19 protein-coding genes and 1 tRNA gene are annotated in these 25,394 nt (G+C 71.1%); 5 read left to right on the forward strand and 15 right to left on the reverse strand.

Annotation, left to right across the window (positions count from 1 at the left end):
- Window positions 1-150 precede the first annotated feature (150 nt).
- From ACFUPX_RS30515 to ACFUPX_RS30545, 7 genes are all read right to left on the reverse strand, one after another.
- Window positions 151-864: a hypothetical protein gene (locus ACFUPX_RS30515; RefSeq protein WP_383329793.1), complete on the reverse strand. Its 714-nt coding sequence runs from the start codon at window positions 862-864 to the stop codon at window positions 151-153.
- Complete coding sequence (locus ACFUPX_RS30520) at window positions 861-1,319, reverse strand: acyl-CoA thioesterase (protein ID WP_383329796.1); 459 nt, start codon at window positions 1,317-1,319, stop codon at window positions 861-863. Before ACFUPX_RS30520 ends, ACFUPX_RS30515 begins: the two co-directional genes overlap by 4 nt.
- 7 nt (window positions 1,320-1,326) lie before the next feature.
- Window positions 1,327-2,991 carry an energy-dependent translational throttle protein EttA gene (gene ettA, locus ACFUPX_RS30525; protein ID WP_383329799.1) on the reverse strand — a complete coding sequence of 555 codons (1,665 nt, stop codon included), beginning with the start codon at window positions 2,989-2,991 and terminating at the stop codon, window positions 1,327-1,329.
- Between the two features lie 168 nt (window positions 2,992-3,159).
- Window positions 3,160-4,617, reverse strand: coding sequence for a Cys-Gln thioester bond-forming surface protein (locus ACFUPX_RS30530; protein WP_383329802.1), 1,458 nt, complete (start codon window positions 4,615-4,617; stop codon window positions 3,160-3,162).
- A 362-nt stretch (window positions 4,618-4,979) separates the two neighbouring features.
- Window positions 4,980-5,399, reverse strand: a complete 420-nt coding sequence (locus tag ACFUPX_RS30535) for a single-stranded DNA-binding protein (RefSeq protein ID WP_383329805.1) — start codon at window positions 5,397-5,399, stop codon at window positions 4,980-4,982.
- A 206-nt stretch (window positions 5,400-5,605) separates the two neighbouring features.
- Entirely contained in the window at window positions 5,606-7,594 is a 1,989-nt protein-coding gene (locus ACFUPX_RS30540; RefSeq protein WP_383329808.1) for a GTPase, read from the reverse strand.
- A gap of 5 nt (window positions 7,595-7,599) precedes the next feature.
- The gene (locus ACFUPX_RS30545) at window positions 7,600-9,288 is read right to left on the reverse strand and encodes a dynamin family protein (RefSeq protein WP_383329811.1); all 1,689 of its coding nucleotides are present in this window, start codon (window positions 9,286-9,288) and stop codon (window positions 7,600-7,602) included.
- A 269-nt stretch (window positions 9,289-9,557) separates the two neighbouring features.
- Here ACFUPX_RS30545 and ACFUPX_RS30550 point away from each other — a divergent pair.
- A tRNA-Arg gene (locus ACFUPX_RS30550) sits at window positions 9,558-9,630 on the forward strand.
- Window positions 9,631-9,773: 143 nt separating this feature from the next.
- Here ACFUPX_RS30550 and ACFUPX_RS30555 read toward each other — a convergent pair.
- Both ACFUPX_RS30555 and ACFUPX_RS30560 read right to left on the reverse strand, forming a co-directional pair.
- A complete protein-coding gene (locus ACFUPX_RS30555; RefSeq protein ID WP_383329814.1) occupies window positions 9,774-10,214 on the reverse strand; it encodes a VOC family protein in 441 nt (146 codons plus the stop codon).
- Between the two features lie 248 nt (window positions 10,215-10,462).
- Window positions 10,463-11,026, reverse strand: a complete 564-nt coding sequence (locus ACFUPX_RS30560; protein ID WP_383329816.1) for a hypothetical protein — start codon at window positions 11,024-11,026, stop codon at window positions 10,463-10,465.
- A 251-nt stretch (window positions 11,027-11,277) separates the two neighbouring features.
- Between ACFUPX_RS30560 and ACFUPX_RS30565 the strand changes: the two genes are divergently transcribed.
- On the forward strand, window positions 11,278-11,706 hold the full coding sequence (locus tag ACFUPX_RS30565) for a VOC family protein (RefSeq protein ID WP_383329819.1): 429 nt from the start codon (window positions 11,278-11,280) through the stop codon (window positions 11,704-11,706).
- 59 nt (window positions 11,707-11,765) lie between these two features.
- On the opposite strand, the gene ACFUPX_RS30570 is transcribed toward ACFUPX_RS30565, so the two are convergent.
- The 3 genes from ACFUPX_RS30570 to ACFUPX_RS30580 all read right to left on the reverse strand — a co-directional run bounded on the left by ACFUPX_RS30570 (window position 11,766) and on the right by ACFUPX_RS30580 (window position 16,376).
- A complete protein-coding gene (locus ACFUPX_RS30570) occupies window positions 11,766-13,625 on the reverse strand; it encodes a GMC family oxidoreductase N-terminal domain-containing protein (RefSeq protein WP_383329822.1) in 1,860 nt (619 codons plus the stop codon).
- Window positions 13,622-15,553 (reverse strand): AMP-dependent synthetase/ligase, encoded by a 1,932-nt coding sequence (locus ACFUPX_RS30575; RefSeq protein WP_383329825.1) that lies wholly within the window; start codon window positions 15,551-15,553, stop codon window positions 13,622-13,624. The genes ACFUPX_RS30570 and ACFUPX_RS30575 overlap by 4 nt, the downstream gene beginning before the upstream one ends.
- 160 nt (window positions 15,554-15,713) lie before the next feature.
- Window positions 15,714-16,376 (reverse strand): TetR/AcrR family transcriptional regulator, encoded by a 663-nt coding sequence (locus tag ACFUPX_RS30580; RefSeq protein WP_383329828.1) that lies wholly within the window; start codon window positions 16,374-16,376, stop codon window positions 15,714-15,716.
- 69 nt (window positions 16,377-16,445) lie between these two features.
- Here ACFUPX_RS30580 and ACFUPX_RS30585 point away from each other — a divergent pair, with 69 nt between their 5' ends.
- The 3 genes from ACFUPX_RS30585 (at window position 16,446) to ACFUPX_RS30595 (ending at window position 19,995) form a co-directional block, all read left to right on the forward strand.
- Window positions 16,446-16,916, forward strand: a complete 471-nt coding sequence (locus ACFUPX_RS30585) for an SCP2 sterol-binding domain-containing protein (RefSeq protein WP_383329831.1) — start codon at window positions 16,446-16,448, stop codon at window positions 16,914-16,916.
- A 61-nt stretch (window positions 16,917-16,977) separates the two neighbouring features.
- On the forward strand, window positions 16,978-18,201 hold the full coding sequence (locus ACFUPX_RS30590) for an acyl-CoA dehydrogenase family protein (RefSeq protein WP_383329834.1): 1,224 nt from the start codon (window positions 16,978-16,980) through the stop codon (window positions 18,199-18,201).
- A gap of 96 nt (window positions 18,202-18,297) precedes the next feature.
- Entirely contained in the window at window positions 18,298-19,995 is a 1,698-nt protein-coding gene (locus ACFUPX_RS30595) for a hypothetical protein (protein WP_383329837.1), read from the forward strand.
- Here the strand turns inward: ACFUPX_RS30595 and ACFUPX_RS30600 are convergent.
- The 3 genes from ACFUPX_RS30600 to ACFUPX_RS30610 form a co-directional block, all read right to left on the reverse strand.
- Window positions 19,992-21,650 (reverse strand): von Willebrand factor type A domain-containing protein, encoded by a 1,659-nt coding sequence (locus tag ACFUPX_RS30600; RefSeq protein WP_383329840.1) that lies wholly within the window; start codon window positions 21,648-21,650, stop codon window positions 19,992-19,994. The two genes, ACFUPX_RS30595 and ACFUPX_RS30600, sit on opposite strands and share 4 nt — an antisense overlap.
- Before the next feature lie 114 nt (window positions 21,651-21,764).
- Window positions 21,765-22,640 carry an ABC transporter permease gene (locus tag ACFUPX_RS30605; protein WP_383329843.1) on the reverse strand — a complete coding sequence of 292 codons (876 nt, stop codon included), beginning with the start codon at window positions 22,638-22,640 and terminating at the stop codon, window positions 21,765-21,767.
- Complete coding sequence (locus ACFUPX_RS30610; RefSeq protein ID WP_383329847.1) at window positions 22,637-25,291, reverse strand: alpha/beta fold hydrolase; 2,655 nt, start codon at window positions 25,289-25,291, stop codon at window positions 22,637-22,639. The genes ACFUPX_RS30605 and ACFUPX_RS30610 overlap by 4 nt, the downstream gene beginning before the upstream one ends.
- Window positions 25,292-25,394: the final 103 nt, after the last annotated feature.

A 25,394-nucleotide genomic window follows, 5' to 3' on the forward strand; every position in this document is an offset into this window, starting at 1 on the left:
GCCACCGAGAAGCCGCCAGCCCCTAGGCCAGGGTCACCGAGAAGACGCCAACCTCCAAGCCGGGGCCACCGAAAAGCTGCCAACCCCTAGACCAGAGTCACCGAGAAGACGCCAACCTCCAAGCCGGGGCCACCGAAAGGCCGCCAACCCCTAAGCCGGGGTCACCGAGAGGCCGCCGACTCCGGCCCTGCGCACGGCGATCGACCCATAGTTCGTACGCAGCCGCAGCCACGGCCCGGACGACAGCAGGTCGAGCGAGTCGCCCCGCAGGAAGCCCAGCGCCTGCGCGGCATGCGCGGCCCGCACGGGCAGCCCGGTGTTCCCGATGGTCCGGGACCAGATCTCCCGCCCCACCTGATCGAGCTCGGCCCGGACCCGCTGCTCCTGCGGCAACTCCTCGACCCTGGACTTGAATTCGGCGACCGCGGCCGCCACGAGCTGCCGCACCTCGCCCACCGGAGGAAGCCCCGGCTCCGGCTGCCAGCCGCCTCGCGGCGGAAGCACTCCGGCCCACGGCGGCCCGGTGACGGCCTGCGGCACGACGGCGTCCCCCGTGCCCCCCGTGCCCCCCGCATCCCCCGCGTGCTCCGCGGAATCGGCCGACTCCCCCACGTATTCGAGGAGTTCACCGGCGGAGACGGTGACGTCGAGCGAGGTCTCGATCCCATGCTCGTACGGCTTCGCGAGCCGCGCCGTACGGATGGCGAGCACTTCGAACGACGGCGGCCGGCCGAAGACGGCAAGCGTGTCGCCCGCCGCCTGGAGACGGACCGCGGCAGCCTTGTCGTAGTGGATGAGCCGGGCCAGGAAGGCGGCGAGATCCCCCGCCTCCCCGGCATCGGCGAAGTGCAGCTGCGCCGTCATGCGACGAGCGCCTCCGCACTCTCGTCCTCGTCCTCGTCGCCGTCGCCGTCGTCGTCCATGTAGGTCAGGAGCACGGCCTTCTCCTCGGCGGTGATCCGCCGCGGGCGCTGTGCCTCCAGGTTGAACGGGACGACGACCGTCGTGGCCCGCACATAGACCTGCTCGGGGTCCTTCACCTCGTACGAGATGGTGAGCGAGGCAGCGCCTATCTTCGTCACCCACGACTCGATGGTCACCGGCGAGTGCCGGTGGACCAACGGCCGTACGTAGTCGATCTCATGGCGGGCCACGACGGACCCGCCGGAGAACGACGGGCTGCCGTCCCCCGGTGCGAGCCGGAACATGAAGTCGATCCGCGCCTCTTCCAAGTACCGCAGGAAGACGGCGTTGTTGACGTGCCCGAAGGCGTCCATGTCCGACCACCGGAGGGGGCAACTGTAGATATGCCGACTCATGTCAGTCTCAGCCTCGGGTGAGCTTCTTGTAGGTGGCGCGGTGCGGACGGGCCGCGTCGGCGCCCAGGCGCTCGATCTTGTTCTTCTCGTACGACTCGAAGTTGCCCTCGAACCAGTACCAGGAGGAGTCGCCCTCGTAGGCCAGGATGTGCGTGGCCACTCGGTCCAGGAACCACCGGTCGTGGGAGATCACGACAGCGGCGCCCGGGAACTCCAGGAGCGCGTTCTCGAGGGAGGACAGGGTCTCCACGTCGAGGTCGTTGGTCGGTTCGTCGAGGAGGAGCAGGTTGCCGCCCTCCTTGAGGGTCAGCGCCAGGTTGAGGCGGTTGCGCTCACCACCGGAGAGCACCCCGGCCGGCTTCTGCTGGTCAGGACCCTTGAACCCGAAGGCGGAGACGTACGCCCGCGAGGGCATCTCGACCTGGCCGACGTTGATGTAGTCGAGCTCGTCGCTCACGACGGCCCACAGGGTCTTCTTCGGGTCGATGTTGGCACGGCTCTGGTCGACATAACTGATCTTGACCGTGTCGCCGACCTTGATCTTGCCGGAGTCCGGCGTCTCCAGGCCCTGGAGCATCTTGAACAGCGTGGTCTTGCCCGCGCCGTTCGGACCGATGATGCCGACGATGCCGTTGCGCGGCAGCGTGAAGCTCAGGTCGTCGATGAGCACCTTGTCGCCGAAGGCCTTGGAGAGATTCTCGACCTCGACGACGATCGAGCCCAGACGCGGGCCCGGCGGAATCTGGATCTCCTCGAAGTCCAGCTTCCGCATCTTGTCCGCCTCGGCGGCCATCTCCTCGTAGCGCGCCAGACGCGCCTTGGACTTGGCCTGACGCCCCTTGGCGTTGGACCGCACCCACTCGAGCTCTTCCTTGAGCCGCTTGGCGCGCTTCTCGTCCTTGCGGCCCTCGACCTTGAGGCGGGACTGCTTCTTCTCCAGGTACGTGGAGTAGTTGCCCTCGTAGGCGATGGCGCGGCCGCGGTCGAGCTCCAGGATCCACTGGGCGACGTTGTCCAGGAAGTACCGGTCGTGGGTCACGGCGATGACGCAACCCGCGTACTTCGCGAGGTGCTGCTCCAGCCAGTTGACCGACTCGGCGTCAAGGTGGTTGGTGGGCTCGTCGAGGAGCAGCAGGTCGGGCGCCTCGATGAGGAGCTTGCAGAGCGCGACGCGGCGCTTCTCACCACCGGACAGGTTCACAACGGGCCAGTCGCCGGGCGGGCAGCCCAGGGCGTCCATGGCCTGCTCGAGCTGGGCGTCGAGGTCCCACGCGTTGGAGTGGTCCAGGTCCTCCTGGAGCTTGCCCATCTCGTCCATGAGCGCGTCGGAGTAGTCGGTCGCCATGAGCTCGGCGACCTCGTTGAAGCGCTTGAGCTTGCCCATGATCTCGGCGGCGCCGTCCTGGACGTTCTCCAGAACGGTCTTCGTCTCGTCGAGCTGCGGCTCCTGCATGAGGATGCCGACGCTGTACCCGGGCGAGAGGAACGCGTCACCGTTGGACGGCTGCTCCAGCCCGGCCATGATCTTCAGCACCGTGGACTTACCGGCGCCGTTGGGGCCCACGACACCGATCTTGGCGCCAGGCAGGAAGCTCAGGGTGACGTCATCAAGAATCACCTTGTCGCCGTGCGCCTTGCGCGTCTTGCGCATGGTGTAGATGTACTCAGCCAAGAGAAACCGTCCGGCAATCAGTGAGTGGGCAGATACACCCCATCTTGCCTGACGGCTAGCTACCGGGGGAAACCAGTACTGGCCGGGGGCCATGACCTGGACGTTCACTGACCACTTGGGTAGTTGGACCGTCACTGGCCGTCAGTGTCGGGTGTCGAGGGAAGCCGCTCAGTCCTCGGTCGGCGTCTCCGGCGTAGTCGCCGGGTCCTTCTTCTTGCGGAGGAGGAACATCGCCGCCGCGCCGAGCACCACCATCAGGACCGCTATCGCGGCGATCATCGGGGTCGCGCTGGAGCCGCCCGTTTCGGCGAGGTCGCCGCCGCCGGTGCTCGTGCCGCCCGCCGACGCGGGGCTCGGGTCGGCTACCGGCTCCGTCTTGTTGCCGATCGTGCTGCCCTCGGTCCGGCAGTCGAGTACGCCCTTGAAGCGCTTCTCGAAGCCGTTCGGTCCCTTGATCGTGAAGTCGTAGGGCTGGTCCTCCTGCAGCGGGATGGTCACCGTGCGGGACGCGCCGGCCTCGATGGTGTGCTTGAGGCCCATCAGGCGGAAGGTGAACGGCTTGTCGCCCGGGTTGCTCGCCTTGATGTCCACACCGCTCTTGGCGCAGTTCTTCTCCGCGGACAGCGCCGGCATCGCGCCTTCCTCGGCCCAGGTCGCGCTCGCCGTCGCGGAGACCGTGGACTCGCTGGAGCCCGCGAGGATCTGCGTCTGGCTGCGGGTCTCGGAGGTGAAGGCCCGGCCGACGGGCACCGTGGTCGACGCCTGCACGGCGAGAGCCGCCGAGCCGTCCGGAGCGCCCTCGGGGACGTCGAAGAACAGGCGGCTGCCGTCGACCGCGGAGGTGACGGGCTTGCCGTCCTTGCCGACGATCTTCACTCCGCTCGCCACCGAGTCCGCGGGCGGGGTCACGGACACGGCGTCCGCGTCCGTCCGCACGGTGACCGGGCCGAGCCGCTCCCCCGCGCGCCCGGAGACCGCGGGCGGGTCGAGGGTCAGCGACGCCTTGGGCTCCACAGAGCCTCGGGCGCTCTTGTAGAGGTAGTCCGCGAGCTTCTCGGCCCGCGGGTCGACCGCCCGCACGTCGGCGCCGTCCGAGTAGCGCCAGATCGCCACCTGGGTGCCGGCCGCGGCTTCCTGCTCGGTCAGCGTCCGCGCGCCCGCCTTGCCGGCCAGCGCTGCGAGGTCGTTCACCTGGGGGTAGGAGTGCCGGAGGATCCAGCCGATCCTGCCCGCGTTCTTGTTGCCGCTCAGCGACGTCCCGCTCCAGGGGGTCTCCTGGTACTTCGCGTCCTTCTGCGTGGGGTTCTGGATGTCGATGCAGTACGTCTGCAGCGTGCCGCCGCCGTCCACGGACATCTCGAAGAGTCCGGCGGGCACCTGCTGGCTCGCCCCGTTGTCACGGATGACGGCCTGCTCGTACGTCTGGAGCCCGCCCAGCGTCGCGACGGCTCCGCCCCGGTGCTGCGGAGCCTCTTCCGCCGCGGCCGGACCCGCGGTGGCTATCGCCCCCGCCGCGACGGCCCCGGTCGCCAGCGTCACCGCGACGAGGCGCGCGCCACCTCGTCTCCGCCGGGACGGCGCGGAGCACGCGCGGCCCTCGGAGAGAGCAGAGAACGCATCGAACACAGAACGCGCAAAAGACACAGAGTTCCCCTCCGGACGGGACCCGTTCACTTCGAGGGGGGTGATCCCGCCAGCAGATCGAAAGGGGGCAGAATCACCTGCCACCTGCGTGGCATCCACTACCAACTGCCCCGATAGCTACGTTCGGCATCCTAGGGACGCGGCAGACCACGGTCCCCGGTCCTGCCGTTCGATAACCGATCCGACTCGGAATCGTTATCGCCGACAACCATTGCGAGCTGGGCTTATCGACAAATCAACGGAGCCCATTCGGGCATCCATTCCCCGATAAGCCGCACATCGGTCGCCCGCCCCCTCCCTGACGGCCCATCACCCCTCGCCCATCACCCCTCGCCCCTCACTCATCACCCCACCGGTTCAGGCTCCGGCTCACGCACCGCGGCCGGTTCCGTCAGCGCCGCGTTCGCCTTGAGCACGCGCCGGAACGCCGCCGTCCCGCGCGAGAGATCGTGGCCGATGGTGATTGCGTCGATGTCCGCCGACGTCCAGTGCTGACCGCCCCGCTCCTCGTCACGCACCTTCAACTTGCCCTGCACGATCACGGGTTCACCGATCGTCAGGGAACCCTGCACATTCGAGCCGAGCCCCCGCCTCGCCCACACCGTGAAGAAGTTGGTGTGCCCGTCCGCCCAGACGTTCTGCACCGCGTCGTAGTACCGCGCGGTCACCGCGAGCCGGAACCGCGCCACCGGCCCGGAGGGCAACTCCCGGAACACCGGCGTCGTCGCGACGTTCCCCACCACCGTCACCAAGGTCTCGTTCATGCCGAACCCCTCCCTCGTCCACTCCGCTTCCGCCGCCGCGGCGATCCGTCCCGCGGCGTCGATCTCAGAGTGGACCGGTCGGGGCGATCCCGCTGAGCCCTGTGGTCTACCGGGCAGTTGTGGAAAACTCCCTCACCCGGACGGGGTACCCGGCCACCATTCCGGCAGGGCACCCGGCCACCGCGTTTCAGCAGCCCGGCCGCCCGTCAGCCCACCGCCGCCCCCGTCACCCGCACGTACTGCTCCCGAACCTCCAGGTACCGCAGCAGCTCCGCCGCCACCGGATCAAGGACCCGCGCCCGCCCGCACCCGGCAGCCGCCTCCCGCAGCCGCCGTTCCGCGTCCAGGCCGTAGCGTCGCGCCGGCCCCCGCGCCGCCATCCGGCTCCCCCACTCCACGCAGGGGCCGCCCACGATACCGACCAGCATCAGCAGCACCGGCACGCCGAGGTTGGGCACGGCGACGCCGATGATCTGCGCCACCAGCCAGAGCCCGCCCACGACTTGGAGCATCGTCATCGCCGCCTGGGCGAGCACCGCCACCGGCCACCACCCGGGGCGCGGCGGCCTGCCCTCCGGCACCCCGGCCGTCACCGTCAGCTGATCGAGCGCCTCGGGCAGCCCGTCGGCGCCGCGCACCGCCGCCTCCCGCACGGCCTGCCCCCAGGGCTGGGGCAGCCCGGAGGCGGCCTCGTCGGCCACCGTGCGCACCGCGTGCTCGACGCGCTGGCGAGCCGTGGCCTCCTCGTCCGCCGGGGCCTGCGCCGCGGGCCAGCCGACGCTCTGCGGCGAGCGCTGGGCCTCGTACCAACGCCACAGCCGTAGCCAGGGCGTCCCGCACGCCTTGCCCGCATGGCGCCGCCAGGCCCGTTCCGCGGCCTGCCCGGCGGCCGCCGCGCCCACCGCGTCCGCGAGCCGGTCGGCGAACTCCTCGCGCGCCTCTTCGCTGAGCCCGATCCGCGTGCCGCCCCGGCCCCCGTGCGCCCCTGCCCCGGCCGCGTACACGGGCCACAGCCGGTCGGCTGCGGTGTCCAGGTCGGCGGCGATCCGGCGGGCGGCGGCGCCCCGCTCCTTGGTGAACTGCCCGAGGGATTCGCGCAGTTCACCGACTCCCTCGCCGGTCAGCGCGGAGAGGGCAAGCACGGTGGCACCGGGTTCGCCGTGCTCGCCGAGGGCGATGCCGTCCTCGTCGAGCAGCCGCCGCAGATCGTCGAGCACTTGGTCGGCGGCGTCGCCCGGCAGCCGGTCCACCTGGTTGAGCACGACGAACGTGACCTCGGCGTGGCCCGCCATGGGCCGCAGATAGCGCTCGTGCAGCATCGCGTCGGCGTACTTCTCGGGGTCGACGACCCAGATGACCGCGTCGACGAGCCCGAGGATCCGGTCCACGTGCGCGCGGTGCTCCCCGACCGCCGAGTCGTGGTCGGGCAGGTCGATCAGGACGAGCCCCTCCAGGGTGGCCGCGTCCGGGCCCTGGAGCGGGCGCCTGCGCAGCCGTCCGGGGATGCCGAGCCGGTCCAGGAGCCCGGCGGCCCCGTCGGTCCAGCTACAGCCGATGGGGGCCGCCGTGGTCGGTCTGCGGACGCCGGTCTCCGAGATCGTCACCCCTGCCAGGGCGTTGAACAGCGTCGACTTGCCGCTCCCGGTGGCGCCCGCGATGGCGACAACGGTGTGCCGACCGGAGAGCCTGCGCCGGGCCGCGGCCTCGTCGAGGACCCGGCCCGCCTCGGCGAGCGTGGCGCTGTCCAGCCGGGTGCGGGAGAGCCCGACGAGTTCACGCAGGGCGTCGAGGCGGGCTCGCAGGGGCCCTTCGTACGCGGTCGAGACTCCGGACGAAGTCCCGGAGGGAGCACCGGACGGCGTACTGGAGGGCGTACTGGAGGGCGCCCCGGACGGAGTCTCCGGCGGGGCGTACGCGTCGGCTCCGCCCCCGCCCGTCCCCTGTGTGGCGCCGCCGCGCACACCGCTGCCCCGGCGCGCGATCAGTCCGTCGTCCCACACGCCTTCGGAGCCGTTGCGGCCGTCTCCGGGTGCGGTGTCGGCGCTGTCGGCACTCTCGGCCCCTCTGGGGCCGTCGGAACGCTCGGCGCGGGCACGCGCGTGCCCGCGCGTACCTGCGCGCTCGCTCTCGGGAGCACGCCCGCTCTCGCCTTCGTGCTCACGCTCGTGCTCGGTGTGATCAGTGACGGCAGTCACCGCGGTCACCTCTCCTTCTGCAGTACGGACAGCGCGGCGATCAGATCGGCCTGGGGTTCGGGGTTCACGTCGAGGGCGTCGAGAGGCGCGAGGCGTCGCTCGCGTTCCGCGCCCAGGACGTTGTCCAGGTAGGTGGTGAGCAGGCGTCCGCCCCGGTCCCGCAGCCGGAGCGCGCCGTGGGCGCCGATCCGCTCGGCGAGCGTCTCGCCCGCCGTGCGTCCGCGGTCCCCGCCGAGCAGGGCCGTGGCGAGCAGGGCCGACACCATCTCGGGGTCGGGCACGAGGTTCTTGTCGATCCTGTCGAGCCCGCGGACCTCGTCCTCCGCGTACTCCTCCAGGACGCGCCGCCAGCGCCGTACCGCCATCCCGATGCGGTGCTCGGCGCTCTCGGCGTCCCGGTCGCGGTCGCCGAGGCCGGGGGCGTCTGCTGCGGGCTCACGGCGCCACGCCTCGTCGATCCGCTCGTCGGCGGCGGTCACCGCGCACAGCAGCAGCGCCTCCAGGCTCTCGGAGACGGCGTCCAGGAGCTCTCCGGCGTCGCAGTCCAGCGGATAGCTGCGCCACCGCTTCAGCGCGTCGCCCGCGAGGACGGCTCCGGACTGCAGACGTTCCCGCACGCGCGCGTGCTCGTGTCCGTACGCCTCGTCGACGGCGGAGGTCAGGCGCAGTGCGGCCGAGTACTGGGTGGCGACGGCGCCCGCGAGCTCCGGGACCCGCACGTTGAGGGACTGGATGACTCCGCACGCGGTCCGGGCGATGGCCTGGGCGCGGGCCGTGGGCTCCTGGGCCCGGTGGGTGAGCCAGGCCCTCAGCGGCGCCACGGCGGTGGACGGGAGCAGCCCGCCGCCGCCGGCGGACTCGGGCAGCTCGGGCACCGTGAAGCGCGGCACGTCGCCCAGGCCCGCCTTGGCCAGCAGGGCTCCGTACTGCCGCGACACCTCGGCCACCAGCTGGTGCGGCACCCGGTCGAGAACGGTGACGAGGGTGGCGTCGTGCTCCTTGGCGGTACGCAGCAGATGCCAGGGCACGGCGTCCGCGTACCGGGACGCGGTGGTCACCATGACCCAGACGTCGGCCGCGGAGATCAGCTCGGCGGCGAGGATCCGGTTGTCGGAGACGAGCGAGTCGACGTCGGGTGCGTCCAGGAGTGCGAGCCCCTGGGGCAGGGTCGGCGCGGTCTCGATGCGCAGCGCGCGCTCGCCGTCGGGGCCGATGGCCAGCAGATCGTCCCGCCCGTCGGCGCCTTCGTCGTCCTCGCCGTCGGAAGGCTCGGGACGCGGCAGCCACACGCGCGTGAGGTCGGGCAGTACGCGCATTCCGGCGAACCAGTGATGATCCTCCGGATGGCACACAAGGACCGGCGTCCGCGTCGTGGGCCGCAGCACCCCCGCCTCGCTGACCTGCCGCCCGATGAGGGAGTTCACCAGGGTCGACTTACCCGCCCCGGTGGAACCCCCGATCACGGCGAGCAGCGGTGCTTCGGGGGCCCGCAGGCGGGGCACCAAGTAGTCGTCGAGCTGGGCAAGGAGCTCGTCCCGGTTGGCACGCGCGCGTGGCGCCCCCACCAGAGGGAGCGGAAAGCGTGCGGCGGCGACACGCTCGCGCAGGGCGGAGAGTGCGTCGAGCAGTTGAGGCCGTACGTCCAAGGTCACCACATGCGAAGAATGCCCAATTTTGGCGGCTTTCTGAAGCATATGGGCACCACCTGCGCGCCGATCGGACACTCGGGACGGAAGGGGCGACTGGGGCGCAGGCATAACGAGTGCACAACACCCGGGGCGTGAGACGCCAAAAGCGATGCGGGATTCGCACCTGCCTGCGATTATCAGGACCGCTTCACTGAACCTCCACATAGCGCCTCGGAGGCGAAGCACCAGGGACAAGGACCCGGGAGCCCTATCCTTGTCCCCGGCAAGGTCACGGCTCGTCCCCACCCGGGCTCCAGGCCACCGGCCACCATCCGGCCCCCGTAGCTCAGTGGATAGAGCAGGCGCCTTCTAAGCGCTTGGCCGCAGGTTCGAGTCCTGCCGGGGGCGCTTTCACGATCCCTGTTCGGCCCTCCCTCTGGGAGGGCCTTTTTGCTGGTCGGGGCAACGTAGCGGGCGGGGCGTAGCGGGCACGTAAGCGCCGGACCTGCCCCAGGTCAGCGTGGGGGCGGTCCGGCGCCGGTTGCTCCGTCTCAGCTCAGTTGCTCGGCCAGGCCGACGATGATGCCCTCCGGGCCTCGGAGGTAGCAGAGCAGGTAGCTGTCCTCGAATCGGGCGATCTCGCCGACGAGTTCCGCGCCGTGAGGGCGCAGGCGGGCAACGGTGTCCTTGAGGTCGTCGACGGCGAACATGACGCGGTGCGTGCCCAGGACGTTGTGCGGGCGGTTGCGCGGGTCGGTGCCCGTCGCCGCGGGGCTGCGGTACTTCGCCAGCTCGAGGCGGCTGTGGCCGTCCGGGGTCCGGACCATCGCGATGTCACAGTGGACGCCGTCGAGTCCGGTGCACTGGTCGGCGACGAGGCCCTCGACCTCCGCCCTGCCCTCCAGCTCCATACCGAGCTCCACGAAGAACGCGATGGCGGCGTCCATGTCCTCGACGACGATGCCGACGTTGTCCATCCGCTGAATCGCCATGCTGGCTTCTCCTTCTTCCTCGTACTTCCTCGTGCGGCCGGTCGTGGCCGCTGATGTCCCTGGGACGGAGCCGGTGGCACGTTCTCGACATCCTCAGATGCCCGGACTTCGAACTCCGAACTTGAAGCTGGGAACTTGGAACTTGGAACTTGGAACTTGGAAGCGTCTGGATCGTCGCTTTTGGCAGATTCATGCGGATGTACCAACCCGTCGCCCGCCCGGCGTTGCCCTCGGAGGCGGTCAGCGCGTCACTTCTGCTTGACCGGCGGGCACATGCCCGTCTCCTCGCCGATCGAGTTGATCTCGGCGTTGGGGCGGGAGTCGCCCGCGTAGTCGACCTGGTCCGTGCACTTCTTGTCGGCGTCCTTCGGCGTGCCCGACGCCGCGCCGGCCTTCTGGGGCTCGGGGCACGTACCGGTGTCTTCGCCGATGGAGTTGATCTCGGCGTTGGAGCGGGAGTCGCCCGCGTAGTCGAGCTGGTCGGTGCACTTCGTGTCCGACGGCGACTTCTGGACCGGCGGGCACGTGCCCGTCTCCTCGCCGATCGAGTTGATCTCGGCGTTGGAGCGGGAGTCACCCGCGTAATCGATCTGGTCCGTGCACTTCTTGTCGGACTTGGCGGGCGTGCCCGACTGCTTGCCGTCCGCGGTGCCGGACTGCGGGGTGTCGGACTGCGAGGTGCTCGTGGACGTCGCCGACGACTTGCTCGCGGAAGGGGACGCGTTGTCGGCACCGCCGCCGTTGCATGCCGTCAGGGCCAGGCCAAGGGCCACCGCGGTCATGGTCAGTGCCGAGATCTTCCGAGTGCGCATGGTGCTGTTTGTCCTCTGCGTGGGGCTGTCCGTTCCGGAGGAGCGGACAGGCGAGTGAACTGGGCGACGGCTGTTCGCCCGTGTGGCTTTCTGTCCTCTCAGATAGTCGATGTGGTTGCTTCAGTTGCTTCATGATCGCGCTCAGGACACGTTCGTGACATGACAGTGGCCGCGCCGTGAAGTCCGTGTCGCGTGCCTCGGGTGGGAGGGCGGGCCTTTCCGAGAGCGGCACGCGCCCATACGGTGACCTGATGACGTCGATCAAGAAGTTCCAGGTCACCTTCGACTGCGCGGAACCCGAACGCCTCGCCCGCTTCTGGTGCGAGGTCCTCGGTTACGTCGTGCCGCCGCCACCGGAGGGGTTCGCCACTTGGGACGATTTCAAGAGCTCGCAGCCGCCTGAGCAGCGGGATGCGTGGTTCGCCTGCGGTGACCCCTCAGGTGTGGGCCCGCGGCTGTACTTCCAGCGCGTCCCCGAAGGGAAGGCCGCCAAGAACCGGGTGCATCTTGACGTGCGGGTCGGTACCGGACTCGTGGGGGAAGAGCGCCTCGCCGCGCTAGAGGCCGAATGCGCCCGGCTGGTACCGCTCGGCGCGGTACACCTGCAGACGTTGTACGACGGCAATGACTCGTGCATCCCGATGCAGGACATCGAGGGCAACGAGTTCTGCATCGACTGAGCGAGTCGGGCACGCGCGCGTGAGGCGTCGGGGCACGCGCGCGTGGGACGTCGGCCCCCTCACCGCCCCGGCAGCCGCAGCTCCCCATAGGCCCCCGCGGGCACCGCCGGCTCCCCCGGCGCGACCACCGGCACGCGCGCGTACCCCGCGCCCTGCTCCGGGCGGCCGTCCGCCTCCCCCTTGTTGGGCCAGTGCGCCATCGCCCGCTCGGCCTGGGCCGTGATCGTGAGGGACGGGTTCACGCCCAGGTTCGCCGAGATCGCCGAGCCGTCGACCACCGAGATCCCCGGGTGTCCGTAGACCCGGTGGTAGGGGTCGATCACTCCCGTGTCCGCCGAGTCGCCGATGGGGCAGCCACCCAGGAAGTGCGCGGTCAGCGGTGTGTTGAGGAGTTCGCCGAGGTTCGTGCCCGGGTAGCCGTTGATGCGCTCGGCCACCAGGCCCGCCGCCTCCCAGCCCTCCGCGATGTGTACGGGGTTGGGCGCGCCGTGGCCCTGCTCGGCCGTCAGTAGGCGGCGGCGTCCCAGGCGGGTGGTGAGGGAGTTGTCGTGGGTCTGCATGACGAGGCCGATGATCGTGCGCTCCGACCAGCGGTGTGTCGATGCGACGCGCGCCACGAGCGCGGGGTGGGTGAGGAAGGCGAGGACGGCGGCCAGCGGCTTGGGGAGGTTCTGGCGGTACTGCGGGACGCAGATCAGCGCCATCAGGTTGGAGCCCTTGCCGTAGCGGACGTTCTCGATGTGGGTGGTGGGGTTCGGGTGGATGGAGGAGGTGATGGCCACGCCCCGCGTGAAGTCCAGGGGGCGGCCGTCGCCGTGCTTCTTGCGGTAGCGGCGCGGGAAGGTCACCGCGCCCACCAGGGCTTCGGAGTTGGTGCGGGTCAGTCTGCCCAGCCGGTCGGACAGGCCGGGGAGCACTCCTTCGTCCTTCATCCGGTGCAGGAGGGTCTGGGTGCCGTACGTCCCTGCCGCGAGGACGACGTGCCGGGCGCGCAGGACGGTGCGGCGGCCCCTGCGGCGCTTGCCGGTGGGGACGGTCACCACCTCGTGGCCGCCCCCGGCGACCTCGCGCACCGACACCACCGTCGTCATCGCGCGAATCTCCGCTCCCGCCCGCTCGGCCAGGTACAGGTAGTTCTCGGTGAGCGTGTTCTTGGCGCCGACCTTGCAGCCCGTCATGCACGAACCGCACTCGGTGCAGGGCGTCCGCGCGGGACCCGCGCCGCCGAAGTACGGATCGGGAACTTCCGCGCTCGCTCCGGGTGAGTACGGATCGGGAACCTCCGCCCTCGCCCCGGGTGAGTGCGGATCGGGAACTTCCGGCCTCGCCCCGGGCGTTGAAGGGACGGAGCCGGTGGCGCCGCCGGTACCGCCAACGCCCCCTGCGTCCGCCCCGTCTCCGAAGAACACGCCCACGGGCGTCAGCCGGAAGGTGTCCGCCACGCCCATCCGGTCCGCCGCCGCCCGCAGGTGTTCGTCCGCCTCCGTAATGGTCGGGTTCTGGCGTACGCCGAGCATGCGCCGCGCCTGGTCGTAGTACGGGGCGAGTTCCGCCCGCCAGTCCGTGATGCCCGCCCACTGCTTGTCCTGGAAGAAGGCGGGCGGGGGTACGTAGAGGGTGTTCGCGTAGTTCAGCGAGCCGCCGCCCACCCCCGCGCCCGCAAGGACCATGACGTTGCGCAGGAGGTGGATGCGCTGGATGCCGTAGAGACCGAGGGCCGGCGCCCACAGGTAGTTGCGCAGGTCCCAGGAGTCGCTGGGCAGAGAATCGCGGGTGAAGCGGCGCCCCGCCTCCAGGACGCCGACGCGGTAGCCCTTCTCCGTCAGACGCAGGGCGGCCACGGACCCGCCGAACCCGGAGCCGACCACAAGCACGTCGAAGTCGTACGCCGGCTCATCGGCCGACCGCGCCTCGCTCACCGCGCGGACTCGCCGTAGAGCGCCTCGATCTCGGCCTCGTACGCCGCCGCCACCGCATGCCGCTTGATCTTCAGCGAGGGTGTGAGCAGCCCGTTGTCCTCGGTGAACTCGCCCTCGACCAGCGAGAATCTGCGGATCGACTCGGCCCGTGACACCGCCGCGTTCGCGTAGTCCACGGCCTTCTGGATCTCCGCGATCATCTTCGGGTCCCGGCACAGTTCGCCCAGCGGGGTGCCTCGCGGGCGCTTGCGTACGGCCAGCCAGTGCTCGACGGCCTCCGGATCCAGGGTGATGAGCGCCCCGACGTACGAACGGTTGTCGCCGACGACGATGCACTGCCCGACGGGTGCCCGGCTGCGCAGCCGGTCCTCCAGGATCGCCGGGGAGACGTTCTTGCCCCCGGACGTGACGATGATGTCCTTCTTGCGCCCGGTGATCGTGAGATAGCCGTCGTCGTCGAGCGCCCCCAGATCACCGGTCGCGAACCACTCGTCCCGCAGCACGGCGTCCGTCGCGGCCGGGTTGTTCCAGTACGAGCCGAAGACGATGCCGCCCTTGACGAGCACCTCCCCGTCGTCCGCGATGCGCACGGTGGTGCCCGGCACCGGGAGACCCACCGTGCCGGGGCGCGGCTTCAGCGGCGGGGTGATGGTCGCGGCGGCCGACGTCTCCGTCAGGCCGTACCCCTCGTAGATGATGATTCCGGCGGCGTAGAAGAAGAGGTTGAGGCGCCGGTCGAGGGGCGATCCTCCGCTGATCGCGTAGCGCAGCCTGCCGCCGACCTCCTTGCGGATGCGGCGGTAGACGAGCAGTTCGTACAGCGCCCAGCCAAGATGGAGCCCGACGGAGGGGCCGGGGCCGCGCTGGTCGAGGAACTTGTTCAGGTACGCCTCCCCGAACCGCACCGCGATCCCCTCGGCCCGGTCGAAGGACGCGCCGCGTCCGATCTTCTCCGCGGTCGCGCGCCCGGTGTCGTGGATCTTCTCGAAGAGGTACGGCACGCCGACGACGAACGTCGGCCGGAACGAACGCAGTTCGGGCCTCAGCTCGTCCGGTTTGATGCTCGGGCAGTGGCCGAGTTCGATCCGGGCGAGCATGCAGGCGATCTGGATGGTGCGGCCCAGGATGTGGGCGAGCGGCAGGAAGAGCAGGGTGGAGGCGACCTGGCCGGTGATCTCCTTGAAGATCGGGTGCAGCAGGTCGACGGTGTTCGCGGCTTCGGCGTGCAGATTGGCGTGGGTGAGGACGCAGCCCTTGGGCTTGCCGGTCGTGCCCGATGTGTAGCAGAGGGTGGCGATGGAGTCCGGGGTGAGGGCCGACCGCCGCTTGGTGACTTCCTCGTCCGACAACTCCCGCCCCCGTGCGGCGAGTTCGGTCAGCGCCCCGTCGTCGACGCAGAGGATGCGGGGCTGCTCGGCGTGCTCCGCGACCGCCGCGCGGGCCGTCGCCACGTTCTCCGCCGTCTCCGCGATCAGCAGCGTCGCGCCGGAGTCCCGCACGATCCACTCGATCTGCTCGGCCGCCGACGTCGCGTACACGGGCACGCTCTGCCCGCCCGCCGCCCAGATCGCGAAGTCCAGTACGGCCCACTCGTACCGCGTACGGGACATCAGCGCGACCCGGCCGCCCGGTTCGAGCCCGGCGTCGATCAACCCCTTGGCCGTGGCGGTGACTTCGCGCGCGAAAGCCGCCGCGGTGACCGGCAGCCACCGGTCGCCCCGCTTGCGCCGCAGGACGACCGCGTCGGGCGCTTCGGCGGCATTGGTGAAGGGGATGTCGGCGGTGCTGCCCGCAGTGGCCTTCGCCGCGAGCGGGGGCGTACGCGCCTCGCGCACGGTGCCGTGTTCGTCCCTGACGAGCTCCACCACGGCGCGTTCCGCCAGTTCGCTGTGGCGTTGCGCCCGTTTCAGATCCTTGCGTACGCCCATGACGGCTCCCGGCTCCCGGCTACCAACTGACGTGCAGAGGTCGTGCAGAGGTGATGCGGTGCGTACTTACTGGGAGGTCAACTTACTCAAGCGTAGGGAAAGTTCAAGAGGTAGTTCAACGGGGCCGCGGGCAGTCGGCGAGGAAGCCGGGCGGCGGGACTCACCCGGGCGAAGGAACCCAGACCTCGCCCTCCAGCACCCGCCCCATCCCCACCCACACCATGTTCATCAGCCGCAGCGTGACACCCTCCGGCGACTGGCCCGGGTGGCCGCCCATCCAATCCGTGAGCGAGTCCGCGGCCCCGACCAGCGCGTGGGCGACGAAGTCGGCGTCCTCGTCGTCGAGCCGGGAGCCGCGCTCGCTCTCCGCGATGCCGTCCCAGACCAGGCCGGCGACCTGCGCCATCACCGCACGCCGCGCGTCGGCGACGGCGGACGCGATCGCCTCGCTCAGCTCGGACGCCTGGCGGTGCAGGACGATCCAGCTGTCGCGGTGCTCGGCGACGAAGGCGAAGAACGCCGAGAGGCCCGCGTACAGGCGCAGTTCGGGCGCACCGCCGCTCGCCTGCGCGGCGCTCTGGAAGGCGGCGACCAGGCGGTCGGCCTCGCGCCGCAGGCAGGCGAGGAAGAGCCCCTCCTTGGAGTCCAGGTAGAGATAGACCATCGGCTTGGAGATCCCGGCCAGCTCGGCGATCTCGTCCACGGACGCGGCGTGGTAGCCGCGCTTGGCGAAGACCGTCACCGCCACATCGATGATCTGCTGCTCGCGCTCCTGGCGCGGAACGCGCCGACGCCGTCCCTCAGTTCTCCCGTTGACCGTCACCCTTGCAGCCTCCCAGACTCGGGGCTACCTTACCCTTTAGTAAGTTTACTGTTGAGTAAGGAGATTGCCATGGCGGACGGTGTCGGCGGTGCGGAAGGTGTGGCCGGTCTGGACTTCGCGAGCGTCACTCCCGAGGAGTTCGCGAAGATCGTGAAGGGCCTGTCCGGCAAGGAGATCACCGAGATCGCGCAGGACGGCGAGCTGCGCGCCCGCGTCCTGCGCGAGGTCTTCGGGCGGATGGGCCGGCAGTTCAAGCCGGAAGCGGCGGGCACGGTGAAGGCGCTGATCCGCTGGAAGATCACGGGGATCGACGAGGCGGTCTACGAGACGGACATCGACGAGGGCTCCTGCACCGTCCGCGAGGGCCGCTCGGAGGCCGAGCCGCGCGTCACGCTCGTCATGTCCGACGCCGAGTTCCTCAAGCTGGTCTCCGGCAACGCGAGCCCCGTGACGATGTTCATGATGCGCAAGCTCAAGATCGTGGGCGATGTGGCGTTCGCCGCCGGTCTGACCCGCTACTTCGACATCCCGAAGGCCTGACCCGCCCGCCCCTTCACCCCGTGACCACCACCACCGAACGACTCCCGGAAGGGAACACACCATGGCCTTCTCGCTCGAACTGACCGAGGAACAGCGGGACCTGCGCGGTTGGGTGCACGGCTTCGCGGCCGATGTGGTGCGCCCCGCGGCCGCCGAGTGGGACGAGCGCGAGGAGACGCCCTGGCCCGTGATCCAGGAGGCCGCCAAGATCGGCCTGTACGGATTCGAGTCCCTGGCCGACCTCTTCGGCGACCCGAGCGGGCTCTCGCTGCAGATCGCCAACGAGGAGCTGTTCTGGGGCGACGCGGGCATCGGGATGGCCCTGTTCGGCACGTCGCTCGCGGTGGCCGGGATCTTCTCCGCGGGCATGCCCGACCAGCTCGCCGAGTGGGTGCCGCAGTGCTTCGGCGACGAGGACGAGCCCAAGGTCGCCGCGTTCTGCGTCTCCGAGCCCGAAGCGGGCTCGGACGTGTCGGCGATGCGGACGCGCGCTACGTACGACGAGGCGCGCGACGAGTGGACCCTGTCCGGCCAGAAGGCGTGGATCACCAACGGCGGCATCGCCAACGTCCATGTGGTGGTCGCGTCCGTCGATCCGGCCCTCGGCTCACGGGGACAGGCCGCGTTCATCGTGCCGCCCGGTACGCGCGGCCTCGAAGGCGCCAAGAAGATAAGGAAGCTGGGGCTGCGGGCCTCGCACACCGCGGATGTGTTCCTGGACGACGTACGCGTGCCGGGGCACTGTCTGCTCGGCGGCAAGGAGCGGCTCGACGCCCGGCTCGCGCGGGCCCGCGAGGGGACGAAGTCCGGTTCCGGCGGTCGCGGGCAGGCGGCGATGGCCACCTTCGAGGTGAGCCGGCCGACCGTGGGCGCGCAGGCGCTCGGCATCGCGCGGGCCGCGTACGAGTACGCGCTGGACTACGCGGGCTCCCGGGTCGCCTTCGGCCGCCCCATCATCGAGAACCAGTCCATCGCCTTCGCGCTCGCCGATCTGCGGACCGAGATCGAGGCGGTGCGGCTGCTGATCTGGCAGGCGTCGTGGATGGCGCGCAACGACAAGGCGTTCGACGCGGGGCAGGGCTCGATGTCCAAGCTGCGGGCCGGGGAACTGGCCGTCGCGGCGACGGAGAAGGCGGTGCAGGTGCTGGGGGGCGCCGGGTACAGCAGGGAGCATCCGGTGGAGCGGATGTACCGGGACGCGAAGATCTACACGATCTTCGAGGGGACGAGCGAGATCCAGCGTCTGGTGATCGCCCGGGCCATCTCGGGGCGGCAGATCCGCTGAGAGGGCGGGCCGCGGGCCTGGAGCGGCGGGCCTGACGGGACCCCCACGCCAGGTGGGACGTTCAAGCCCGCACTGACCTGCGCCGATGAAAAGATCATGACGTCGACGCACTCCCCCCTCCGCGAATCCGGCGCCGTCCTCGGTCAGCTCAACAACCGACGCGTCGCCCACGGCCGCCTCCGCACCGCCCTCTGTCTTCTGCTCCCGGCGATCGCCGTCGCGGTCGCCGGGTTCCAGCGGCGCTGGATGTCCGACGACGGGCACATCTACGTCCGCACGGTCCGGCAGATCCTGGCCGGCAACGGCCCCGTCTTCAACGCGGGCGAGCGCGCCGAGTCGTCCACCGGCACCCTCTGGCAGTGGCTGCTGGTGCTCGCGGGGCTGCCGGGTCTCGACATCGCCAGGGCCGCGATGTACGGCGGGCTGCTGCTGACCGTGGCCGGGTTCGCGTTCGCCTCGCTCGGGGCGCTGCGGCTGTATGCGGGCAAGGCGGCCCTGCCCGTGGGCTGTCTCGTCCTGCTCGCCCTGCCGCCCGTCTGGGACTTCGCCACGTCCGGCCTGGAGACCGGCCTCGCCACCTGCTGGATCGCGGGGGCCTGGCTGCTGCTCGTGACGCGGGCGCGCTCGCTCGCCACGTGTGTGGTCGTCGGGCTCGGCCCCCTCGTACGGCCCGACCTGGCGCTGGTGTCGGCCGTCTTCCTCGGCGCGCAGTGGCTGATGGTGCGGCCCTCGCGGCGGGCCGCCTTCGGGGGCCTGGGAGCGGCCCTCGCGCTGCCGGTCGCCTACGAGGTCTTCCGGGTCGGGTACTACGGGCAGCTGATGCCGCTGCCGGGCGTGACCAAGGAGGCCTCGCAGAGCCTGTGGGGGCGCGGCTTCGACTACCTCGCGGACTTCGCCGGGCCCTATCTCCTGTGGGTGCCCGCGCTGTTCCTGCTCGCGGCCCTGCTGCCGTCGAAGGCGACGCGACGGGACCCCGCCTTCCTGGTGCCCGCGCTCGCGCCCGTCGTCGCGGGGCTCCTCTGCTGGGCGTACGTCATCAAGGTGGGCGGCGACTTCATGCACGGCCGGATGTTCCTGCCGGGGCTGCTTCTGCTGCTCCTGCCGGTCTTCCTGGTGCCGTTCACGCGCGCGTGGGCCATCGCGACGGTGGGCGTCGGAGTCTGGGCCCTGGCCTGCGCGAGCTGGCTGCGGATTCCCTACGAGGGGCGGATCGGGCCCGGCGGGGTCGCGGACGAGCGCGGGGTGTACGTCCGGCAGAACGCCGCGGCCCATCCCCTTCACCACGACTTCGCGGGCTACCCGAGCAACGTGACGTACGCCCGTCTCGTACGCGAAGCAGCTCGCGAGGGCACGCCGGGCCTGTTCCTCGGGAGTACCTCCGCCGGCGCCAACTCCCCCACGCTCACCGGCGTCTACAGCACGCTCGGCTTCGGCGGCACGGTGGTGCCCCTGGACGGTGCCGCCCTCGACCCGATCGGCCTCGCCTATCCGCTCGCTGCCCACTCCGAGCGCATCGACGGGCGGGTGGGCCACGACAAGCGGCTGCCGGACACCTGGATCTTCGCCGACCGTGGCCGTGGCCCCCTCCCTGACGGCGTCGACCCTGCGGGGGTCGCCGCCGCCCGGCGGGCGCTCGACTGCGGTGCGCTGGCCGAGCTGCGGGCGGCGACGCGGGATCCGATGACGCCGGGCAGGTTCCTGCGCAATGTCACCGGCGTCTGGGAGCGCACCTCGTTCCGCTTCCCCAACGACCCGGTGCGGGCCGAACGCCAGCTCTGCGGCGGCAACCGCTAGCGGATCTCACCGTCGTCCCCCGCCCCACCCGCGCCGCTTCCGTACCCGCCGGTGAGGCGGTCCGCCCGGCCGATGGCGGTGGCGAGATCCCGCAGGGACTTGTCGCCGTCCGAGTCGGCAGACAACTCGTCGGCGTTCTCTGCCAGTTCGGACAGCGAGGGGGTGCCGGGCAGGGACTGCTGCCGGGCCGGTGAGCCGGTGTCGGGGCTCACGGCGGGGTCGCCGGGGCTGGTCCGCGTGGAGGTTCCCTGCCGCAGCGCGTCCGCGAAGTAGGCGGCGACCGCCGTGGTCCGCAGGCCGCGGTCGGCGTTCCACAGCCCGCCGTCCATGTCTCCCGACTCGATGTCGCTCGACTCCTCGTGCGGGACGCGGCTTTCGGGGTCCAGCCAGCGGACGTTGGCGGTCGCCACGTGCCCGCTCGTGCCGGGCCTCATCCGTATGGCATACAGCGCGGTCACCGTGTGGCCGGGCCCGACCTCTCCGCCGTCCACGCTGTCGTCGCGGAAGTCGTCGTCGGCGACCTCGCGGTTGTCGTAGCCGATGAGCCGGAACTGTTTGACCGTCTGCGGGTCGAAGGCGACCTGCGCCTTGGCGTCGCGGGCGCGCAGCTCGATGTTGGCGGGAAGCTGCTCGCAGAAGACCTTCCGTGCCTCCTCGCTGTCCGACACGTAGGTGGTGTGGCCGTCGCCCTTGTCGGCGAGGCGTTCCATCAGCGCGTCCCCGTAGTCGCTGCCGACGCCCACTCCGAAGAGGGTGATGCCGTGCTCGCGGCGGGCGTCGGAGATGCGCTCCAGGATGCCGTCGGCGCTGGTCTCGCCGGTGTTGGCGAGGGCGTCGGAGAGGAGGACGACGCGGTTGGTGGCGCCCTCGCGCTCACCGCGTACGGCGGTGTCGTACCCGGTCTTGATGCCCGCTTCGAGGTTGGTGGACTGGGTCGGCTCCATCTTGTCGATGGCCGCGTGCACCTTGCCCCGGTGGTCGCCGACGCGGGTCATGGGCAGCACGGTCTTCGCGCTGTCGCTGAAGGTGACGAGCGCCAGGGAGTCGTCGTCGCGGAGCTGCTCGGTCATCACGCCGAGGGATTCCTTGACCAGGTCGAGGCGGCCGGGCTCCGCCATCGAACCGGAGACGTCGATCACGAAGGTGAGGGCGGCGGGCGGGCGTTCACCGTCCGAACCGTCCCCGCGGGTCGCGAGCCCCACCCGCATCAGGGACCAGCCGTCCTCGTCGGTGCGGGCGCCGTCCACGTTCACCGAGAAGCCGTCGCCCTCGGGGCGCGGGTAGTCCTGGCGGAAGCTGTTGACGAACTCCTCGGGGCGTACGGTCGCCGGGTCCGGGAGGCTGCCTTCGGCGAGGGTGCGGCGGGCGAAGCCGTACGAGGCGGTGTCGACGTCCAGGGCGAAGGTGGAGAGATAGTCGGCGGGCGGGGCGAAGTCACGCTCCTCGCCGCTGTCCTGCTTGCCGTCCCCCGGGGCGCTCGGGGCGGCGGGTGCCGGGGCCGGCAGCGGTCCGGTCGCGGAGCCGCCGCCGCGGCGGCGGCTCTTGTCCGCGTTGTCGGAGGCCCGTTCGCCTCCGCCGCCGCTGCATCCGCTCAGCAGCAGCCCTCCGGCCACGGCGGTGGCGAGCAGCCCCTGCCGTATCTTCCAGGTCCCCATGGTGGTCCCCCTCGCTTCGTCAGCACTCGTGACTGTGACGCCGGGGACGGGCCCGGGGGTCGCACCGGGACGTTGCGGATGGGTCTCGATGTGGCCACGGCGGGCCGGGGGCCCTCAGCTGACCACGTCCTTCTTCGCGAAGCCCCGGAACGCCAGGGCGAACAGCACCAGGGCGTACGTCACCGAGATCGCCGAGCCCTGGATCATGCCGCCCCACTCCATCCTCGGCTGGATCGCGTCCGCCCAGGCGAACTGCCAGTGCGCCGGCAGGAAGTCGCGCCAGCTGCCCAGGGCGGTCACCGCGTCCAGGACGTTGCCGACGATGGTCAGGCCGACCGCGCCGCCCACCGCGCCCAGGGGTGCGTCCGTCTTGGTGGAGAGCCAGAAGGCCAGTGCGGCCGTGACCAGTTGGGAGACGAAGATGTACGCCACGACGATCACCAGGCGCTGGGCCGCCGTGCCCGCGGGGAGCGCTCCGCCCGTCGGGATCTGGAGTGGGCCCCAGCCGTACGCCACGGTCCCCACCGCCAGGGCGATCAGCGGGAGCAGCACCATCGCCGCCGCGCTGAGGCCCAGGGCGACGGCCAGCTTCGACCACAGGAGGCGGGCCCGTGGGACGGGGGCCGCCAGGAGGTAGCGAAGTGACGACCAGCTCGCCTCCGATGCGACCGTGTCCCCGCAGAACAGGGCGACGGGGATGACCAGGAGGAAGCCCGCCGACACGAACAGGCAGGTCGCCGCGAAGTTGCCGCCGGACGCCGTGGCCGTGTCCATCAGCGTCACGCGGCCACTGCGGGACTCCGGCGAACCGGCGATGGTGAACGCGAGGAGGAGGACGAAGGGCAGCAGGCCCATCACCCCGCCCATGACGAGCGTCCGGCGGCGCTTGAGCTGGCGGACCGCCTCGACCCGCAGCGGCAGCGTACGGCCGGGGCGGTATCCGTGGGCCGTGGCGCGTTCCGTGCCCGGCTCCGTGGCTGTGGCGCTCATGCGGTGCCTCCGTCGATCAGGGTGAGGAACGCGTCCTCGAGGCGGCGGTGCGGGCCCATGGACTCCACGGGCAGTTCCAGGCGCACCAGGTCGGCGAGGAGCCGGGCGGCGCTCGCACCGTCCGTGCCGTCGAGGCGCACCAGGAGGCCGCCGTCGGCGCGGACCGCCGAGGCGACGCCGGGCAGCGCGGCCACCTTGTCGACCAGCGGATCGGAGATGTCGTCGGCGAGACCCACCAGGAGCGTGTCGCCGGAGCCGACGATCTCGGAGACCGGGCCCGCCTGGATCAGCCGGCCGCGGTCCATGACCACCAGGTGCGTGCAGGACTGCTCGACCTCGGCGAGGAGGTGGCTGGAGACGATGACCGTGCGGCCGCCCTGCGCGTACCGGATCATCACCTCGCGCATCTCGCGGATCTGCGGCGGGTCGAGGCCGTTCGTCGGTTCGTCGAGGATCAGCAGGTCCGGCATGCCGAGCATCGCCTGGGCGATCGCGAGCCGCTGCCGCATGCCCTGTGAGTACGTCCGCACCGCGCGGGCGAGCGCGTCGCCGAGCCCGGCGATCTCCAGCGCCTCGTCCATCCGGGCGTCCTCGGCGGGGCGCCCGGTGGCCTTCCAGTACAGCTCCAGGTTCTCGCGCCCGGAGAGGTGCGGCAGGAAGCCCGCGCCCTCGACGAACGCGCCGACCCGGGAGAGGACCGGGGCGCCCGGGACGATCGCCTGGCCGAAGACGCGGATCTCGCCCTGATCGGGGCGGATGAGGCCCATGAGCATGCGCAGGGTCGTCGTCTTGCCGGCGCCGTTCGGGCCCAGGAGGCCGAGCACCTGCCCCTTCTCGACGCTGAAGGAGACGTCACGGACCGCGTACCGGTCCACCGACTTCGCGTACCGCTTGCTCAAGTCCGTGATCTGAAGGGGTACTTCCGCCAGCTCCGGGTCGGGCGCGGGCGCCGACGTCCGGCGCCGCGCGGTGAGCAGGAGGAGCGCCGCGATCACCGCTGCGGAGGCCGGGAGCCACCACACCCAGGCGGGCAGCGGCGTCGCCGCCGTCTTCACGCCGGGTGCCGTGGGGACCGCGAGGCCGCCCTTCACGGACACCGTGTACGTGGCGGGCTGGGTCGGAGAGGCGTAACCCAGGTCCGTCGAGGCGAGGACGAGACGCAGGCGGTGGCCCTTCTGGAGGTCGTGGTCGACGGCGGGCAGGGTGAGGGTGACGTCCTTGCCCGCCTTCGTGCCCTGCACGCGGATCGGCGAGACGAGCTGCGAGGGCAGCACCTTCTGGCCGCCGCCGGGGCCGACGTCGTACACCTTCCCGAAGAGCACGGCGTCTTCGCTGCTGGACTTGACGTGCACCCGCACCTTCGGTGATCCGGTGATCCGCAGGTCGTCCTTGAGCGGCGCCGACTGGAACGCGGCGTGCTGGCCCGGGAAGTCGAGGGAGACGCCGACGCCCAGCGAGGAGAGCTGGTTGAGTCCGCCGCCGCCCGCGCCGGGGAGCGCGGAGATGGCGGGCGGCGCGGCGCCCGCGGGGTTGTCGAAGCGCTGCTCCTCGCGCCCGCTGAGCGCGATCTCGCGCTGTCCGTTCTCCAGACCGGGGTACCTGTCGCCGCTGGCGCCCCGCAGCTGGGCCGCGCCATCGGTGGAGTCGACGCCTCCGGTGCGCGTGACCCGGAACGCGGGCCCGGTGTCCGTGCCCTTGTCGTCCTTCAGATAGCGGTCGAACCACGAGCCGACGCGTGACTCGACCCGCCCCGTCTCGCGGTCGCCGCCGTCATGCCCGCCGGAGATCCAGTCGACGGACACGGGCGCGTGGTTGGCGCGGACGGCCTTGGCGATGGCGTCGGCCTGGCCTAGCGGGAAGAGGGAGTCCGTCTGGCCCTGGAAGAGCAGGGCGGGCACCTTGATGCGGTCGCCGACGGCCTGGGGGCTGCGCTCGGCGAGGAGCTTGCGGGCCGCGGCGTCCGGCTTCCCGTTCACCGCGACGCGGTTGTACATCTCGCAGAGCTGCTTCTCGAAGCGCTCGCAGCCGCCGCCGGTGTTGATGAAGAGGCCGGCCCACAGCTTCTTGAACACGCCGTTGGGGAAGAGGGCGTCGCTGAGGTTCCAGTACGTGATCTGGGTGGCGACGGAGTCGACGCGCTTGTCGTACCCGGCGGTGAGGAGGGAGATCGCGCCGCCGTACGAGGCGCCGGTCATGCCGACGCGGGGGTCGCCCTTCTTGTCCAGCTGCACCTCGGGGCGCTTGGCCAGCCAGTCGATCAGGCGCGTGGCGTCGGAGACCTCGCCCTTGGGGTCGTTGAGCCCGATCTTGCCGGTGGACTTGCCGAAGCCGCGGGCGGACCAGGTCAGGACCGCGTACCCCTTGGCGGCGAGGTCCTCCGCCTGGGCGCGCAGGTCGGCCTTGCTGCCGCCGAAGCCGTGGCCGATGAGGACGGCGGGGCGCTTGGCCGAGGGGTCGCCCGCGGTGAAGTACGAAGTGTCGATCTTCGCGCCGCCCGCACCCGGCATCTGCATCATGCGGTCCTGGCGGTGCACGGTGGGGCCGTCGTCCGATGCCGCCGCCGTCCAGGTGCCCGCGCCCGCGAGCAGCGCGACGGCGGCCACCGCGGCCAGCAGTCTGCGCTTCGGCAGCTTCGGAAGTCGTAGATCCATGCGTCAACCGTACGGGCGAGGGCTGACAACCGAGGCAGCCGGTGGTCTGAACCCGGTTGCCTACCTGGGGAGTAGGCCGGGGGCCCGCGTACCGCCGTCGCAG

The sequence above is a fragment of the Streptomyces sp. NPDC057302 genome (assembly GCF_042667685.1).
Taxonomy (GTDB): domain Bacteria; phylum Actinomycetota; class Actinomycetes; order Streptomycetales; family Streptomycetaceae; genus Streptomyces.

What these genes read in the sequence shown, in the direction of transcription:
- ACFUPX_RS30545 (WP_383329811.1), bottom strand. Translation starts at nt 9,288, where the DNA reads ATGCTTCAGAAAGCCGCCAAAATTGGGCATTCTTCGCATGTGGTGACC.
- ACFUPX_RS30565 (WP_383329819.1), top strand. Translation starts at nt 11,278, where the DNA reads ATGACGTCGATCAAGAAGTTCCAGGTCACCTTCGACTGCGCGGAACCC.
- ACFUPX_RS30585 (WP_383329831.1), top strand. Translation starts at nt 16,446, where the DNA reads ATGGCGGACGGTGTCGGCGGTGCGGAAGGTGTGGCCGGTCTGGACTTC.
- ACFUPX_RS30555 (WP_383329814.1), bottom strand. Translation starts at nt 10,214, where the DNA reads ATGGCGATTCAGCGGATGGACAACGTCGGCATCGTCGTCGAGGACATG.
- ACFUPX_RS30605 (WP_383329843.1), bottom strand. Translation starts at nt 22,640, where the DNA reads ATGAGCGCCACAGCCACGGAGCCGGGCACGGAACGCGCCACGGCCCAC.
- ACFUPX_RS30535 (WP_383329805.1), bottom strand. Translation starts at nt 5,399, where the DNA reads ATGAACGAGACCTTGGTGACGGTGGTGGGGAACGTCGCGACGACGCCG.
- ACFUPX_RS30600 (WP_383329840.1), bottom strand. Translation starts at nt 21,650, where the DNA reads ATGGGGACCTGGAAGATACGGCAGGGGCTGCTCGCCACCGCCGTGGCC.
- ACFUPX_RS30590 (WP_383329834.1), top strand. Translation starts at nt 16,978, where the DNA reads ATGGCCTTCTCGCTCGAACTGACCGAGGAACAGCGGGACCTGCGCGGT.
- ACFUPX_RS30560 (WP_383329816.1), bottom strand. Translation starts at nt 11,026, where the DNA reads ATGCGCACTCGGAAGATCTCGGCACTGACCATGACCGCGGTGGCCCTT.
- ACFUPX_RS30595 (WP_383329837.1), top strand. Translation starts at nt 18,298, where the DNA reads ATGACGTCGACGCACTCCCCCCTCCGCGAATCCGGCGCCGTCCTCGGT.
- ACFUPX_RS30515 (WP_383329793.1), bottom strand. Translation starts at nt 864, where the DNA reads ATGACGGCGCAGCTGCACTTCGCCGATGCCGGGGAGGCGGGGGATCTC.
- ACFUPX_RS30575 (WP_383329825.1), bottom strand. Translation starts at nt 15,553, where the DNA reads ATGGGCGTACGCAAGGATCTGAAACGGGCGCAACGCCACAGCGAACTG.
- ACFUPX_RS30610 (WP_383329847.1), bottom strand. Translation starts at nt 25,291, where the DNA reads ATGGATCTACGACTTCCGAAGCTGCCGAAGCGCAGACTGCTGGCCGCG.
- ACFUPX_RS30520 (WP_383329796.1), bottom strand. Translation starts at nt 1,319, where the DNA reads ATGAGTCGGCATATCTACAGTTGCCCCCTCCGGTGGTCGGACATGGAC.